This is a genomic window from Streptomyces sp. AA4 (assembly GCF_000158875.1).
In the GTDB taxonomy this organism is placed as follows: Bacteria; Actinomycetota; Actinomycetes; order Mycobacteriales; family Pseudonocardiaceae; genus Amycolatopsis.
Genome location: NZ_GG657746.1, coordinates 1,957,649 through 1,970,394, shown reverse-complemented (window position 1 = coordinate 1,970,394; position 12,746 = coordinate 1,957,649). Strand labels below are relative to the sequence as shown.

The 12,746-nt window shown below is 71.5% G+C and carries 11 protein-coding genes; 7 read left to right on the top strand and 4 right to left on the bottom strand.

Going from position 1 to position 12,746, the window contains the following annotated elements; all coding sequences use genetic code 11:
• Window positions 1-4 precede the first annotated feature (4 nt).
• Window positions 5-553, bottom strand: coding sequence for a CGNR zinc finger domain-containing protein (locus tag SSMG_RS09275; RefSeq protein ID WP_050788136.1), 549 nt, complete (start codon window positions 551-553; stop codon window positions 5-7).
• 22 nt (window positions 554-575) lie between these two features.
• Here SSMG_RS09275 and SSMG_RS46750 point away from each other — a divergent pair, with 22 nt between their 5' ends.
• Complete coding sequence (locus SSMG_RS46750) at window positions 576-1,262, top strand: MFS transporter (RefSeq protein WP_234392811.1); 687 nt, start codon at window positions 576-578, stop codon at window positions 1,260-1,262.
• Window positions 1,238-1,726 (top strand): hypothetical protein, encoded by a 489-nt coding sequence (locus tag SSMG_RS46745; protein WP_234392810.1) that lies wholly within the window; start codon window positions 1,238-1,240, stop codon window positions 1,724-1,726. The genes SSMG_RS46750 and SSMG_RS46745 overlap by 25 nt, the downstream gene beginning before the upstream one ends.
• A 58-nt stretch (window positions 1,727-1,784) precedes the next feature.
• On the opposite strand, the gene SSMG_RS46060 is transcribed toward SSMG_RS46745, so the two are convergent.
• The gene (locus tag SSMG_RS46060) at window positions 1,785-2,144 is read right to left on the bottom strand and encodes an Rv2175c family DNA-binding protein (RefSeq protein WP_286157035.1); all 360 of its coding nucleotides are present in this window, start codon (window positions 2,142-2,144) and stop codon (window positions 1,785-1,787) included.
• Window positions 2,145-2,245: 101 nt separating this feature from the next.
• Here SSMG_RS46060 and pknB point away from each other — a divergent pair, with 101 nt between their 5' ends.
• The 5 genes from pknB (at window position 2,246) to SSMG_RS09240 (ending at window position 8,093) form a co-directional block, all read left to right on the top strand.
• Complete coding sequence (pknB, locus tag SSMG_RS09260; RefSeq protein WP_009075012.1) at window positions 2,246-4,261, top strand: Stk1 family PASTA domain-containing Ser/Thr kinase; 2,016 nt, start codon at window positions 2,246-2,248, stop codon at window positions 4,259-4,261.
• Window positions 4,258-4,467, top strand: a complete 210-nt coding sequence (locus tag SSMG_RS09255; protein ID WP_009075010.1) for a hypothetical protein — start codon at window positions 4,258-4,260, stop codon at window positions 4,465-4,467. Before pknB ends, SSMG_RS09255 begins: the two co-directional genes overlap by 4 nt.
• 66 nt (window positions 4,468-4,533) lie before the next feature.
• Entirely contained in the window at window positions 4,534-6,012 is a 1,479-nt protein-coding gene (locus SSMG_RS09250) for a flotillin family protein (protein ID WP_009075008.1), read from the top strand.
• Window positions 6,012-6,695, top strand: a complete 684-nt coding sequence (locus tag SSMG_RS09245; protein WP_009075006.1) for a hypothetical protein — start codon at window positions 6,012-6,014, stop codon at window positions 6,693-6,695. Before SSMG_RS09250 ends, SSMG_RS09245 begins: the two co-directional genes overlap by 1 nt.
• A 117-nt stretch (window positions 6,696-6,812) precedes the next feature.
• Window positions 6,813-8,093, top strand: a complete 1,281-nt coding sequence (locus SSMG_RS09240; RefSeq protein WP_009075003.1) for a wax ester/triacylglycerol synthase domain-containing protein — start codon at window positions 6,813-6,815, stop codon at window positions 8,091-8,093.
• 37 nt (window positions 8,094-8,130) lie between these two features.
• Here the strand turns inward: SSMG_RS09240 and SSMG_RS09235 are convergent, their stop codons facing one another.
• Together SSMG_RS09235 and SSMG_RS09230 are read right to left on the bottom strand one after the other, a co-directional pair.
• On the bottom strand, window positions 8,131-9,459 hold the full coding sequence (locus tag SSMG_RS09235; RefSeq protein WP_286157034.1) for a class II 3-deoxy-7-phosphoheptulonate synthase: 1,329 nt from the start codon (window positions 9,457-9,459) through the stop codon (window positions 8,131-8,133).
• A gap of 115 nt (window positions 9,460-9,574) precedes the next feature.
• On the bottom strand, window positions 9,575-12,745 hold the full coding sequence (locus tag SSMG_RS09230) for a hypothetical protein (protein WP_009075000.1): 3,171 nt from the start codon (window positions 12,743-12,745) through the stop codon (window positions 9,575-9,577).
• Window position 12,746 lies beyond the last annotated feature (1 nt).

Below are 12,746 nucleotides of genomic sequence, written 5' to 3'. Positions count from 1 at the left end.
CCGGTCAGGTTAGCCGGGCGCGATGGGCGGCGACGCGTTCCCTTGTGGCGCAACGGGTAGAGCAGTACCGGCGCGGGCTGCCGCCGCCTAGGTGTGCGAAGGGCTTACCGCACGAGGGCGACGCGCACAGGCCGCCGGGGACGCTCTGGCGGTCGGCCAGCAACGTGGCCAGGGCCAGCGCGGACGACGTGATCAGCCAGGTACCCCACGGCCCGTCGTCGGCTGAGTCGATGTGCAGGTGCCAGCCGAAGTTCTCGTCGTGCGCGGTCAGGCGCGGGGGTCCGGCGTGGGCGGCAAACAGCGCATTCAACACCTCAGCGGCCCTAGCAGCGTCTGGGGCGGCGAAGACCTCCCGCAGTTCCAGCGCGGCGGCGCGCAGCTCAGCCACGTCGCGCGCGGAGAGCTGAGGCTGCGGTTCTCCGTACTCGACTAGCACCGCGGCTACCGATTTCGGCGCCGGGTCCTCCCGCAGCAGCACATCGAGCAGCGCTACGGCACGGCGCACGGCGTCTCGGGCGGAGCGGCCCGCGAAATCCGGCTGCGTTCCAGGCATGAGCCACTGTAACATCTTGTCAGTGCCAAGCCGTTACAGATTCGCGGCGTATCTGACCGGGGCGACCGCCGCGCGCACTGGCGACGAGTTGTCCAGTCCGGCGGTGTTGCTGCTGGGCGTGGGTGCTTCGGGAGCGGTCGCGGGGTCGACATTGCTGGCCGGGCTCACGGTCGCGGCGGCGGTCGGCGGGCCGTTGCTGGGCGCGGTTCTGGACCGGTCTCGTACCCCCGGCCGGATCCTCGCGATGGGACTGGTCGGCTATGCGGTAGGGCTTGCGGCGATTACCGCGCTCTTCGGAGCGGTGCCGTTTGCGCTGGTCGTGACGATCGCGGTGGGGACTGGGCTGCTGGCACCGGCGATCGGCGGCGGGTGGACGGCACAGGTGCCCGCACTCGTCCCGGCGGAGAAGCTCGGCAAGGCGAGCACGCTCGACGCGATGACGTTCACCGCGGCAGCGCTCGTCGGACCGGGGCTTGCCGGGGTGCTCGCCACGGCAGCGGGGGCACCAGCCGCAGTGGTCGTCGCCGGCGTGTTGGTGCTGATCGCGGTGCCGTTCGCGTGGCGACTTCCCCGGAGCGCCGAAAAGCAGCGGCCGCGCTTCTTTGAAGCGGCAGTGGTTCTCGTGCGCAACCCCGCGTTGCGACAGTCCACCGCGACCTCGACCTTGTCGTGCGTCGGATCGGGATGGCGTTCGTCTGCTATCCGCTGATCGGCGCGCAGCGGCTCGGCAGCGCGGGATACGGGACGCTGTTGCTCGTCGGATTGTCCGTCGCGTCGTTGCTGGCGAACGCGGTCCTTTCGCGACGGTCGTATTCGCCGAACCGCGCGGTGCGATTGAGCACTGTCGCCATCGGCCTCGGGCTCGCCGGGGCGGCGGTGGCACCGGATGCGGCGTTGCTCGTGGCCGCGGTGGCGCTCACCGGGGTCGGCGAAGGACCGCAGCTGGCGGCGTTGTTCGCGGTGCGGCATCGGGAAGCGCCGCCGGAAATGCGGGCGCAGGTCTTCACCACGGCGGCGAGCATCAAGATCGCCGGGATCGCGCTGGGGAACGCCGTGGCCGGACCGTTGGCCGCCTGTTCCCCCGCCGCCGGATTGGCCGCGGCGGCGGGGATGCAGGCGGTCGCGGCGGTCGCGCATCCGTTGTGGACGGTCGGCACGCGGCTAGTCCGTTAGGGGCGCCGGAGGCCGATTGACCGCGTCGATCAGCCCGTCCGGAGCACTGCGGGAACGGCTAGAAAGCCATCGCCTGCGCGCGCCGCTTCACCTCGGTGCCGTGGCTGGTGCGCAGCGCGTTGATCGGCGTGCTGCCCGGGAGCGTGTCGTCGGCGGTGAAGAGCCAGCGCAGCATCTCGGTGCGGCTGAATCCGGAGTCGGCGAGCACGGTGATGGTGCCGGCCAGCCCCTTGACGATGCCGTCCTTCACGAAGAAATCGCCGGGCACGCAGAGTTCGCCGTCGCGCCGGACGGCGATCAGCTCGCCGTCCCTCAGCATCTGGCGCACCTTGTTGGCCGAGACGCCCAATGCGGCCGCCACCTCCGGCAACGGCTTGACCGCGACCGCGGCGTCGAGGATGTCGTCGGCGACAGGAATCCCACTCACACGTGACACTGTGCCACATTCCCCCGTCCGGCCCACTGGTACGCACGGGTGACCCGCCCCGGCACGCGCGGCCTTCCGTACGATTGCCCACCGTGACGCGCACCCAGCCCAGCCTCGTCGGCACCCTGCTCGAACGCCGCTACCGCGTTGACCAGCTGCTGGCCAGGGGCGGGATGTCGGCCGTCTACCGGGGCCTCGACACCCGTCTCGACCGGGCGGTGGCGATCAAGATCATGGATCCGCGGTTCGCCGACGACCGGTCGTTCGTCGACCGGTTCGTGCGCGAAGCGCGTTCGGCCGCCCAGCTGCATCACCCGAACGTGGTCGCCGTGCACGACCAGGGCTTCGACACCCCGGCCGGCCAGGACACCGGCCTCGCCTTCCTGGTGATGGAACTGGTCGACGGCGGCACCTTGCGCGACCTGCTGGACGAGCAGGGCCAGCTGGACGTCTCGCTCGCGCTGAGCGTCGCCGAGCCGGTGCTGGCCGCGCTGGCCGCCGCGCACGCCGCCGGGCTGGTGCACCGCGACGTCAAACCCGAGAACGTGCTCATCGGCCGCAGCGGGCAGCTCGCGGGCGGCGTGGTCAAGGTCGGCGACTTCGGCCTGGTCCGCGCGGTCGCCAGCGCGGGCACCACGAGCTCGAGCGTCATCCTGGGCACCGTGGGCTACCTGGCCCCCGAACAGGTCGCCACCGGCGACACCACGGCCCGCAGCGACGTGTACTCGGCGGGCATCCTGCTGTACGAGATGCTCACCGGCCGGCTGCCCTACACCGGCGACACCGCGATCTCGGTCGCCTACCGGCACGTGAACGACGACGTCCCCCGGCCGAGCGAGCTGCGGCCGGACCTGCCGCCGGTGCTCGACGACCTGATTCTGCGCGCCACCCGCCGCGACCCGCAGCAGCGCCCGGCCGACGCCACCGAGTTCCTGACGCAGCTGCACGCCGCGCGCGCCGAACTGGGGCTGCCGCCGGTCGCGGTGCCGGTGCCCCCGCCGCCGGACGGCGACCGCGTGTCGGACGTCGAACGGACGCTCCCGAACATCCCGGCGGTCCAGCAGAACGTTCCGCTGGACCAGCAGACCATGCCGGTCTCCGGCCCGCGCGGCACGCGCGCCATGACCCGCGCCGTGCCCGTCGCCCCTCCCCCGGCCGCACCGCCGCCCGCCGGCCCCCCGGCAGCGGGCGAACCGGCGAAACCGCGCGGCAAGCGCAAGATGATCGCGCTGGCGATCGCCGGGGTGCTGGTGCTCGGCGGACTGATCGGCGCGTTCGCGTTCATCCTCAGCGATGCCAAGGTCACGACCACGACGGTGCCGAAGCTCGCCGGGCTGACCCAGGCCGAGGCGGGCGACCAGCTGCGCGCGGCGAAGCTGAACCCGCGCTACAGCCAGGAGTTCGACAACACCGTCGAAGCCAACAAGGTGATCAAGGTGGATCCGGCCCCGGGCACCAAGCTCGACCAGGAGGCCACCGTGTCCGTGGTGGTGTCGAAGGGCAAGCCGAAGGTGCCGGACATCCGCGTCGGCTCCTCGCTCGACGCGGCCACGAAGGCGATCCAGGCGCAGAAGCTCACCGTCGTCCAGGGCACGCCGGAGTACAGCGACACCGCGCCGCAGGGCACCGTCCTGAGCGTGAGCCCGGCGGCGGGCACTCCGGTGGACATCGGCGGCCAGGTCACGCTGGTGCTGTCCAAGGGCCAGGAACCGCTCCCGCCGGTCCCGGACGTCACCGGGCGGTCCAAGGACGAGGCGTTCCAGATCCTCAAGCAGGCCGGGTTCCAGCCGCAGGACGGCGGCGAGGAGTTCTCGCAGAACGTCCCCGCGGGCGCGGTCACCCGCACCGACCCCGGCCCGGGCCAGCCGGGGACCAAGAAGGTCAAGGTCTGGGTCTCGAACGCGGTCCAGGTGCCGGACGTCCGGTACCGCCCGTTCGACCAGGCCGCGGACCTGCTCAAACAGGCCGGGCTCGACGTCGACCGCAAGGGCGGCGACGGCAACGGCCACGGGCACGGCGGCTTCAGCTTCGTGCTGGAGCAGGACCCGGCCCCCGGCTCGTTCGTGCCCAAGGGCACCAAGGTCAAGATCCGGGGGTTCGGCGGATGATCGGCAGCCGCGGCCGGGTGACCGGCACCGTCGGGCCCGGGCTGATCGGCGAGGTGCTGCTGAGCGTCCGCGGCGGCACCGAGGCCTTCTACGCCTATCCGGCCGAACCGGAGACGACTTTCGCCGTGGGAACCCCCGTCCTGGTGGTCGATTTCGAACCCCCGCGCACGGTCTACGTGGAAAGGTGGCAACCGTTGCGCTCTTGACCGCGTCGCAGTGCTGACGGCGCCTGAGCGCCGTGCCAGCTGAATACGGAAAGTGCGGCGAGGGCTATGGAAATCTGGGTCATCGTGGTGATCGCGGTCGCGGCCGTGATCCTGCTGTTCGGGCTCCTGCGGATCCTCTACAAAGTGGCGGAGCCGAACGAGGCGCTCATCATCTCCGGCTGGGGCGTCCGGGTCGAGCGCACCGAGACCGCCGACAGCCTCGGGTTCAAGATCGTCACCGGCCGCGGCGTGAACGTGCTGCCCGGCTTCCAGACCGCGCGCAGGCTGTCGCTGGACACCCGAGGGGTGAACCTGCAGGTCTCGTGCGTGACGAAACAGGGTCTGCCGGTCACCGTGCGCGCGGTCGTGATCTACAAGGTCGGCGACGATTTCGCCTCGATCGCGAACGCCGCCCGCCGGTTCCTCGACCAGCAGAAGGGCATGAACGACACCATCCACGAGCTGTTCTCCGGCCATCTGCGGTCGATCGTGGGCGGGCTGACCATCGAGGAGATGATCCACAACCGCGACGCGCTGACCGGCGAGGTCCGCCAGTCGTCGGCGACCGAGATGATCAAGCTCGGGCTGATCGTGGACTCGCTGCAGATCCAGGAGATCGACGACGAGTCCGGCTACATCGTCAACCTCGGCAAACCGCACGCGGCCGCGATCGCCGCCGCGGCGCGGATCGCCGAGGCGCAGCGCGACCAGGAGGCCACCGAGGCCGAGCAGGTCGCCGCCGCGCGCAAGGCGGGCGCGATCCGGGAAAGCCAGATCCAGCAGGCCGGGTACCAGGCCGAGGTGGACCAGGCCAAGGCGAAGGCGAGCCAGTCCGGTCCGCTGGCCGAGGCGACCGCGCGCCAGGAGGTCGTGGTCCAGGAGACCAGGGCCGCCGAACTCGAGGCGGCGCTGTCCGAGCAGCGGCTGCAGTCGCAGGTCCGCAAACCGGCCGACGCGAAGGCGTACGAAACGCGTACGACCGCCGACGCGGAACGCGACGCGCAAATCGCCCGCGCGCAAGCACAGGCGAAGGAAACCGAGCTGCGGGCGGGCGCGGACGCGACCCGGGTCAAGACCGCGGCGGAGGCCGAAGCGCAGGCCACGAAGGCCCGCGCGGAAGCCAGCGCGAGCGCGACGAAGGCCACGGGTGAGGCCGAAGCGGCGGCCGCCAAGGCGAAGGGGCTCGCGGACGCGGAAGCGGCTAAGGCCAAGGGTCTGGCCGAAGCCGAGGCGGCGAAGGCGAAGGGGCTCGCCGAAGCCGAGTCGATCAAGGCGCGCGCGGCTGCACTGGCGGAGAACCAGGAGGCTGTGGTAGCACAACAGCTGGCCGAGCGCTGGCCGGAGATCGTCGAAGCCGGCGCGCAGGCCTTCGGCAATGTCGACCACATGGTGGTCCTGAACGGCGCGGACGGGATGTCGGACATGTTCACCAAGGCGCTCTCCCTCGGCGGCACGGGCCTCGGCCTCGCCCGCCAGCTGATGGACGCCATGGGCAGCCCCAAGCAGTCCGGCGCCGACGGCGGCCTCGCCCCTCGCGAGGACTGATGAGCTTCTTCACGGACGGTCCTCGCGAGCGACCCCTGTTCCCGGTCCGGGAACGGGAGCTGTTCGGCTACGAGGGCCGTCCGTGGACCGGCCCGCCCGCCGACCACATCGTGCCCGCGCTGGTGCCGTGGCCGACGCCGCTGGGCCGGTCCGAGCGCACCATCGTGGCGCTGCGCGCGGTCGAGGTGTGGCCGGAGGCGATGACGCTGCGGATCGCGGTGTACTCGCGCGACCGGATGGACGGCGCGCCGCTGATCGGCCACCGGCGCATCCCGGACTACAACTCGCTGCTGGTCGGCGTGCTGTTCCCGGACGGCGGACGGGCCAGTTCCGAAACCGTTTCGGTGCCGAGCGCGGGCGAACCGCACGAACCGGTGCTGCGCGTCGAGGAAGGCAGCGGGTCGGAATTCCACTACGAGCATCCGGTCTTCGTGTGGCCGCTGCCCAGCGCCGGTCCGCTGAAGGTGATCGTGCAGTGGCTCGACCGCGAGATCCCGGAAACGCACACCAAACTCGACGGCGGACGCCTGCGCGCCGCGGCGCTCGAAGCCGGCGAACTGTGGCCCGGGCTGCCGAAGCGGCCGGGCAACGGCGTCGCGATGCGGCAGATCGCCGCCGAGGTGACCGAAACCAGAGGCCCCGGGTTGCCGCAGCGGCAGCCGCGCCGTGCCCCGGGCGAGTGAAATCCCGGGGAATTAGCGCCCGCGAAACATTGCGGCCGTCCGCCGGTCACACCCGAGTAGTGTCGTGACATTCGCCCTCGACCTTCGCACTCGACGCCGGATGTTGGATGGTGGACCATGGCTCCTGCCCCGCTCAGCTCGCTCGATGTCGCTTTTCTGTGCCTCTCCAGGGAAACCGCGCCGATGCAGATGGGCGCGGCCCTGGTTTTCGCGCCGGAGGAGCCGGTCGATCCGGACCGGCTGACCGCGCTGCTCGCGCGTCGGGCGGCGACTGTCGCGCCGCTGCGCCGGAAAATCCGCGCCGGGCTCTTCCCGCCCGGCTCCGCGACGTGGGTGGACGACCCGGATTTCCAGGCAGTGAAACATCTTCGCCAGCACCGCCTGACCACGCTGTACGACCCGGACCCGCTGCCGGAGTTCGCGGCGAGGTGGATCGCCGAACCGCTCGACCCGCACCGTCCACTGTGGGAACTCACTGTGGTGACCGGATTCGCGGACGGCAGCTTCGCGATTTTGCTCAAACTGCACCACGCGCTCACCGACGGCGCGGGCGCGTACGCCGTCGCGGCGGGACTCCTCGACGGATTGCCGGTCCCGCAGCCCGCGCCGAGGATCCCGCGGCCGCGTTCGCCGCTGAGCGCGGTGCGGGACACGTTGGAAACAGCGGGAATCGCGTCGTCGGTGGTCCGGGCGGCGCGTCCGCCGTGCCTTCCGCTGGCGGCGCCCGCCTCCGCCGAACGACGCCTCGGTTTCGCCCGGCTGGACTCGGCTGACCTTCGCCGGATCCGGCGAACGCACGGCGGCACCACGAACGACGTGGTGCTCGGGGTCCTTTCCGGCGCCTTGCGCGAATGGCTGGTCAACCGCGGCATCCGCGCGACGGGACGGTCGGTGCGCGCGCTGATTCCCGTGAGCGTGCGCGGGAGGGCGGCCGAGCAATGGGGCGGGAACAAGCTTTCCGGCTATTTGTGCGATCTGCCGATCGGAGTGGACGATCCGGTGCGGCGGCTGACCGAAGTGCGCGCGGCGATGGCGCGCAACAAGGCGGCCGGTCCTTCTCGCGGGGCAGGGGCGTTTCCGCTGCTGGCTGACCGGATGCCCGCTGCGCTGCATCGGCTCGGGACGCGGACCGCGGGGTTGGCCGCGCCGCTGTTGTTCGATCTGGTGGTGACGACGGTGCCGCTGCCACCCGCTCGCTACGCGCTCGACGGTGCGCCGCTCGCGGAGGTGTACCCGTTCGTGCCGCTCGCCCCGCACCAGGCGGTGGGCATCGCGGTCGCGCACTACCGCGACAGTGTCCACATCGGACTGCAGGCGAACGCGGAGGCGGTGGCGGACCTCGGGTCGCTGCGGGACGCGGTGGCCAAGTCGGCGGCCGAGCTGCTGGCCGCCTCGTGAGCGCCGGTGCCTGGCCGGCGCGCACGAGGCGGGAAGATCAGCCGCGCAGCATCTCCGCGACCAGGAAGGCCAGTTCCAGCGACTGCTGGGTGTTGAGCCGGGGGTCGCAGGCGGTCTCGTAGCGGCCGGAGAGGTCGACGTCGGAGATTTCCTGGGCCCCGCCGAGGCATTCGGTGACGTCCTCGCCGGTCAGCTCGACGTGGATGCCGCCGGGGTAGGTGCCGAGCTTGCGGTGCACCTCGAAGAAGCCCTGGACCTCGTCGACGATGCGGTCGAAGTGCCGGGTCTTGTAGCCGGTGGACGATTCGTGCGTGTTGCCGTGCATCGGGTCGCACTGCCAGATGACCTTGTGCCCGGACGCTTCGACCTTCTCCACGATCGCCGGCAGCACCTCGCGGACCTTGCCGTTGCCCATCCGGGAGATCAGCGTGAGCCGGCCGGGTTCGCTGCGCGGGTCGAGCCGCTCGACGTATTCCAGCGCTTGCTCGGGCGTGGTCGTCGGGCCGATCTTGAGCCCGATCGGGTTCGACAGCAGTTCGGCGAACGCGATGTGCGCGCCGTCGAGCTGCCGGGTGCGCTCGCCGATCCACAGGAAGTGCGAGGACAGGTTGTACAGCTTCGGGTTGGCCGCGTCGGCCTGGTCCAGCCGCAGCATCGCGCGCTCGTAGTCGAGCAGCAGCGCCTCGTGGCTGGCGAAGATCTCGGTGTACTGCAGCGAGGAGTCGGTGACGCCGCAGGCGTTCATGAACCGCAGGCCGCGGTCGATCTCGGCGGCGAGCGCCTCGTACCGCTCCCCCGCGGGCGACGAGGACACGAAGTCCTTGTTCCAGTCGTGCACCTGGTGCAGGTCGGCCATGCCCGCGCCGGTGAGCGCGCGGACCAGGTTCATCGCCGCGCCCGCGTTCGCGTAGGCGCGGATCATCCGGCCCGGGTCCGGCACCCGCAGCTCCGGCTTGGCGACGAGCGAGTTGATGATGTCGCCGCGGTAGACGGGCAGCCCGAGCGCGTCGGTGCCGGACGAGCGCGGCTTCGCGTACTGGCCCGCGATCCGGCCGACCTTCACCACCGGCAGGCTGGCCCCGTAGGTGAGCACGACGGCCATCTGCAGCAGCGTGCGCAGATTCGCCCGGATGTGCGGTTCGGTGTTGGACTCGAACGTCTCCGCACAGTCGCCGCCCTGCAGCAGGAACGCCTCCCCGCGGGCCACCATGGCGAGCCGGTTCTTCAGCCGGTCGATCTCGGCGGGCACGGTGATCGGCGGCACGCTCTCCAGCACGCCGCGCACCCGCTTGGCCAGCGCGGCGTCCGGCCACTCCGGCTGCTGCGCGGCGGGCAGCGACAAGGCGGTGTCGAGGCGGTCCCGCAGCTCAGGAGGCAGCGGCGGCAGCTCGGGGAGAGTGTCTACGGGAACGTCGACTGTCCAGTTCACGCGTCTCAGGATAGGGTCTGCCGCCTTCGCCCGGACCGGTGGGCGGCGAGGGTCACGCGTCCGGGGCGTCTTGGCGGTAGAGCGCCCCGAACCGGTCGGCCACGTCGAGGAGACCTGCGAGTTCGCCGGTGTCCATGGCGGGGACGATGACGGACCAGTGGTCGAGGCCGACCGCTTCGGCGAGGATCCGGCGGCGTTCGTCCGGCGGGGCGGCGGCGGAGATTTCGACCAGGAGCCGGGCGCGGTCCTCGGCGGATTCGACCAGCCGGGCTTGGGCGAGTGCGCGGGGCAGGTCGTGCCGGGCGAGTTCCGGCAGGAACGCGAGGGTGAGCCGTTCGCGCTCCGGATCGTCTTCGACGCGCTCGAGGACGGCTTCGGCCTGGTCCAGATGCCCGGCCGCGGCCAGACCGCGCACGAGCGTCCGCTGGACTCGGACCACGTCGCGCTCGTCCAGATATCCGCACAGCTCGAGAGCGACGGCGGCCTCGCCGCGGGCCGCCAGGTCCTCCATGGCGTCCTCGATCGCCGAATCGAGCCGGGCCTCCTCCGGATGGGCGGCCACCAGCTCGACGAGTTCGGCGGGTTCGCCCGCGGCGGCCAGCATCACGACGGCCGAGCGCGACTCGTTCCAGCCGAGCCGCCAGTCCGGTGGGGTCTCCTTCACGCGGCTCCGGACGTACTCGGCGATCCGGGCCAGCGCGGCGCGGTCGCCCTCGGCCCGAAGGCGCCGGGCGAGCAGGATCACGGGTTCCCGCATCGCCGACCAGAAATCGACGCCCCGGATCAGCTTTTCGGCGATCCGCGGGTCTCCTCTTTCGGCGAGAAGGCTCGCCACCGATTTGATCTCGGTCAGCCCCTGCAGGTCCGACTGCACCAGAGGAGCGAGCAGTTCGGCCCGGCGCACATCCCCGGCCGCGACGACGGTTTTGCTCAACGCGCTGATCGCCGCCGCCGCGCGCGGGTCGTCCACCGGACGGCGGGTCACCGATTCCGCCCGCTCCGCCGCCTGGCGCGCGCGGGCGAAGTCCCCCACCGACAGCAGCGCTTCCGCCAGGACCACGAACCGCTGCGCTTCGGCTTCCAGTTCGAAGGACGACCGGCGGGCGGCCGGGTACCGGAGGGTCCAATGGAAGGCTTGGTCGGCCTCGCCCGCGGCCACGAGCGCCTGAACGAACCGGGTGGTCGCCGTGCGCCGGGCGAACGGGTTGGTCATCGATTCCAGCACCGCGGGAATGTCCGCCAGCCTGCCCGTCTCGGCCAGGAATTCGATCAGGAGCGGCACGACCGTGTGCTCGCGCTCCCCTTCGGGGAACCTCGCGACGACAACTCCGGCCGGGTCTTCCGACGCGGCCAATTCGGCCGTGACGTCGAGGCGGAACAGCACTCTGGTGACCCCGCGCTCCTGCGCGAGCGCGCGAGCCCGGTCGACTTCTCCGCGCCGGACGAGCCGCTCCGCTATCTCCGAGAACGCTCTGTCGCGGCTCAGGTCGCGACTCACGGCAGCGGCCAGTTCGACGGCCACGTCCAACTCGTCGACCGCCGCCACTGCCAGTTCGACGAGCGTCCGATCCCGGACGTCGTCCCGGGAAATTTCCCGCGCCAGGCGCCCGGCCCGGGAGAAGTCCGGTTCGGCGACGGCGGCGATGCGACGACGTTGATCCGCGCTGACCCGGTCGGCGATCCGCGCGGCGGCCCCCGGTTCCCCGCGGCGCACCAGAGCCACAGCGGTCTCGGCGAGCAGGGCGTCGCACAGCTCCGGGTCAAGCTCGTCCTCGGCCAACTGCTCGGCTCGCTCCGGCTGTCCGGCGCGGACCAGCTCTTCGGAAAGCTCGAGCAGAGCTTGCCTGCGCGACCGGGGATCGGTCATGGCCTGCGCCAGCGCCACGGCGTGGTCGAACTGCCCCAGCGCGGCCCACACCGCGGGCAGGCGGACCGGCGTGATCTTGTTGCGGTCGCGGAAATTGTCCCGGTACGTGTCGAGCGTGATCAGGCGGAGGAGGTCCGGTTCGGCGGAGGCGAGCAGTGCCGCACGGGCGGCGTCCAGCTCTCCCATCGCGGCCAGATCGCCGCCGGAGACGTCCAGCAGGCGTTCGTGTCTCGCCGGGTCTCCGGCAAGGTCTACCAGCGTGGCTACGTCGCCGCTTTCCTGGACCAGCCGGAAGTAGCCGCGCAGGAGGAATTGCGGGGTGTCCGGCGGCCAGCCCGCCGACCGGTACTCGGCGGCCCACTCGTCGATCGCCTCGCGGTACCGAGAAAGTTCGGCCCCGAAGGCTTCGACAGCCTCGCGGTGCAGATTCTCGTGTCCCAGCAGGAAAACCGCCGGGGCCTCGCGGGGCCGCCAATGCGCCGGGCGGCGGGTGAACGACCGGCTGGCCACGCTGTTCAGGACCCGTTCGACGTCGCGCGGGCGGCGCTGAGTCAGCTGCGCCAGGTCGTCGCTGCTGAGTCCGCCGCGAGCCGCGACCAGAAAGCCCAGCAGGTCCTCTTGGTCTTGGAGCAGCGCGTCGAGTTCGCGCTCCATGTCGGCCTTCGCCGCGACCGCCGCGGGCGACGGGGCCAGGGAGCGCTCGATGCCGGGAGCGCGCAGAGGATGGTCAGAGCGCACATCCGGCGGGACGTCGGGATTGAGGCGGCTCGCGACGATCACGCGGAGGCCGTGCTCGGGGAACGGCAGCAGCGCGGCGATGCTGTGGCCGCCGGAGCTGGCGCCGCGGTCCTCGTCCAGGCCGTCGACGACCAGCACCAGGCGCTCGCCGCGGTTCCGGCAGTGTGCGGCGGCTTCGGAGAAGACCGCGTTGAGGTTTCGGGCTTCGGGATCCTTCGCTGTCTCAAGGATTTCCGCCAGCTGCTCCTGGACGACGTCTACGAAGGCCTCGCGGGTGTCGTCGCCGAGCGAACGCGCAGTGACGAAGAACGACACCACTCGCACCCCGTCGGGCGGCGAGAGCACGAACGAGGCCATCAGGGCGGACTTGCCGGTCCAGGGAGCCGCGCGCCACCACACGTACGCGGGGGCGTCGTCCGGGGCGGTGCAGAAGCGGGTCAGTTCGGCGAGTTCCGACTCGCGGCCGATGAGGTGTTCCGGGGCGACCTGGCGGACCCATTGCCGGTAGCGGGACCGGGCGGGCGGAGCCGCGTGCACGACGACCGAATCGGCGTGGCCCACCTGCACGAGCTTGCCCGTGACCGGGCCCAGGACCTGGTTCGTGATCCGCTCGTCCACC

What these genes read in the sequence shown, in the direction of transcription:
- SSMG_RS09275 (WP_050788136.1), bottom strand. Translation starts at nt 553, where the DNA reads ATGCCTGGAACGCAGCCGGATTTCGCGGGCCGCTCCGCCCGAGACGCC.
- SSMG_RS46745 (WP_234392810.1), top strand. Translation starts at nt 1,238, where the DNA reads ATGGCGTTCGTCTGCTATCCGCTGATCGGCGCGCAGCGGCTCGGCAGC.
- SSMG_RS09255 (WP_009075010.1), top strand. Translation starts at nt 4,258, where the DNA reads ATGATCGGCAGCCGCGGCCGGGTGACCGGCACCGTCGGGCCCGGGCTG.
- SSMG_RS09250 (WP_009075008.1), top strand. Translation starts at nt 4,534, where the DNA reads ATGGAAATCTGGGTCATCGTGGTGATCGCGGTCGCGGCCGTGATCCTG.
- SSMG_RS09245 (WP_009075006.1), top strand. Translation starts at nt 6,012, where the DNA reads ATGAGCTTCTTCACGGACGGTCCTCGCGAGCGACCCCTGTTCCCGGTC.
- SSMG_RS09240 (WP_009075003.1), top strand. Translation starts at nt 6,813, where the DNA reads ATGGCTCCTGCCCCGCTCAGCTCGCTCGATGTCGCTTTTCTGTGCCTC.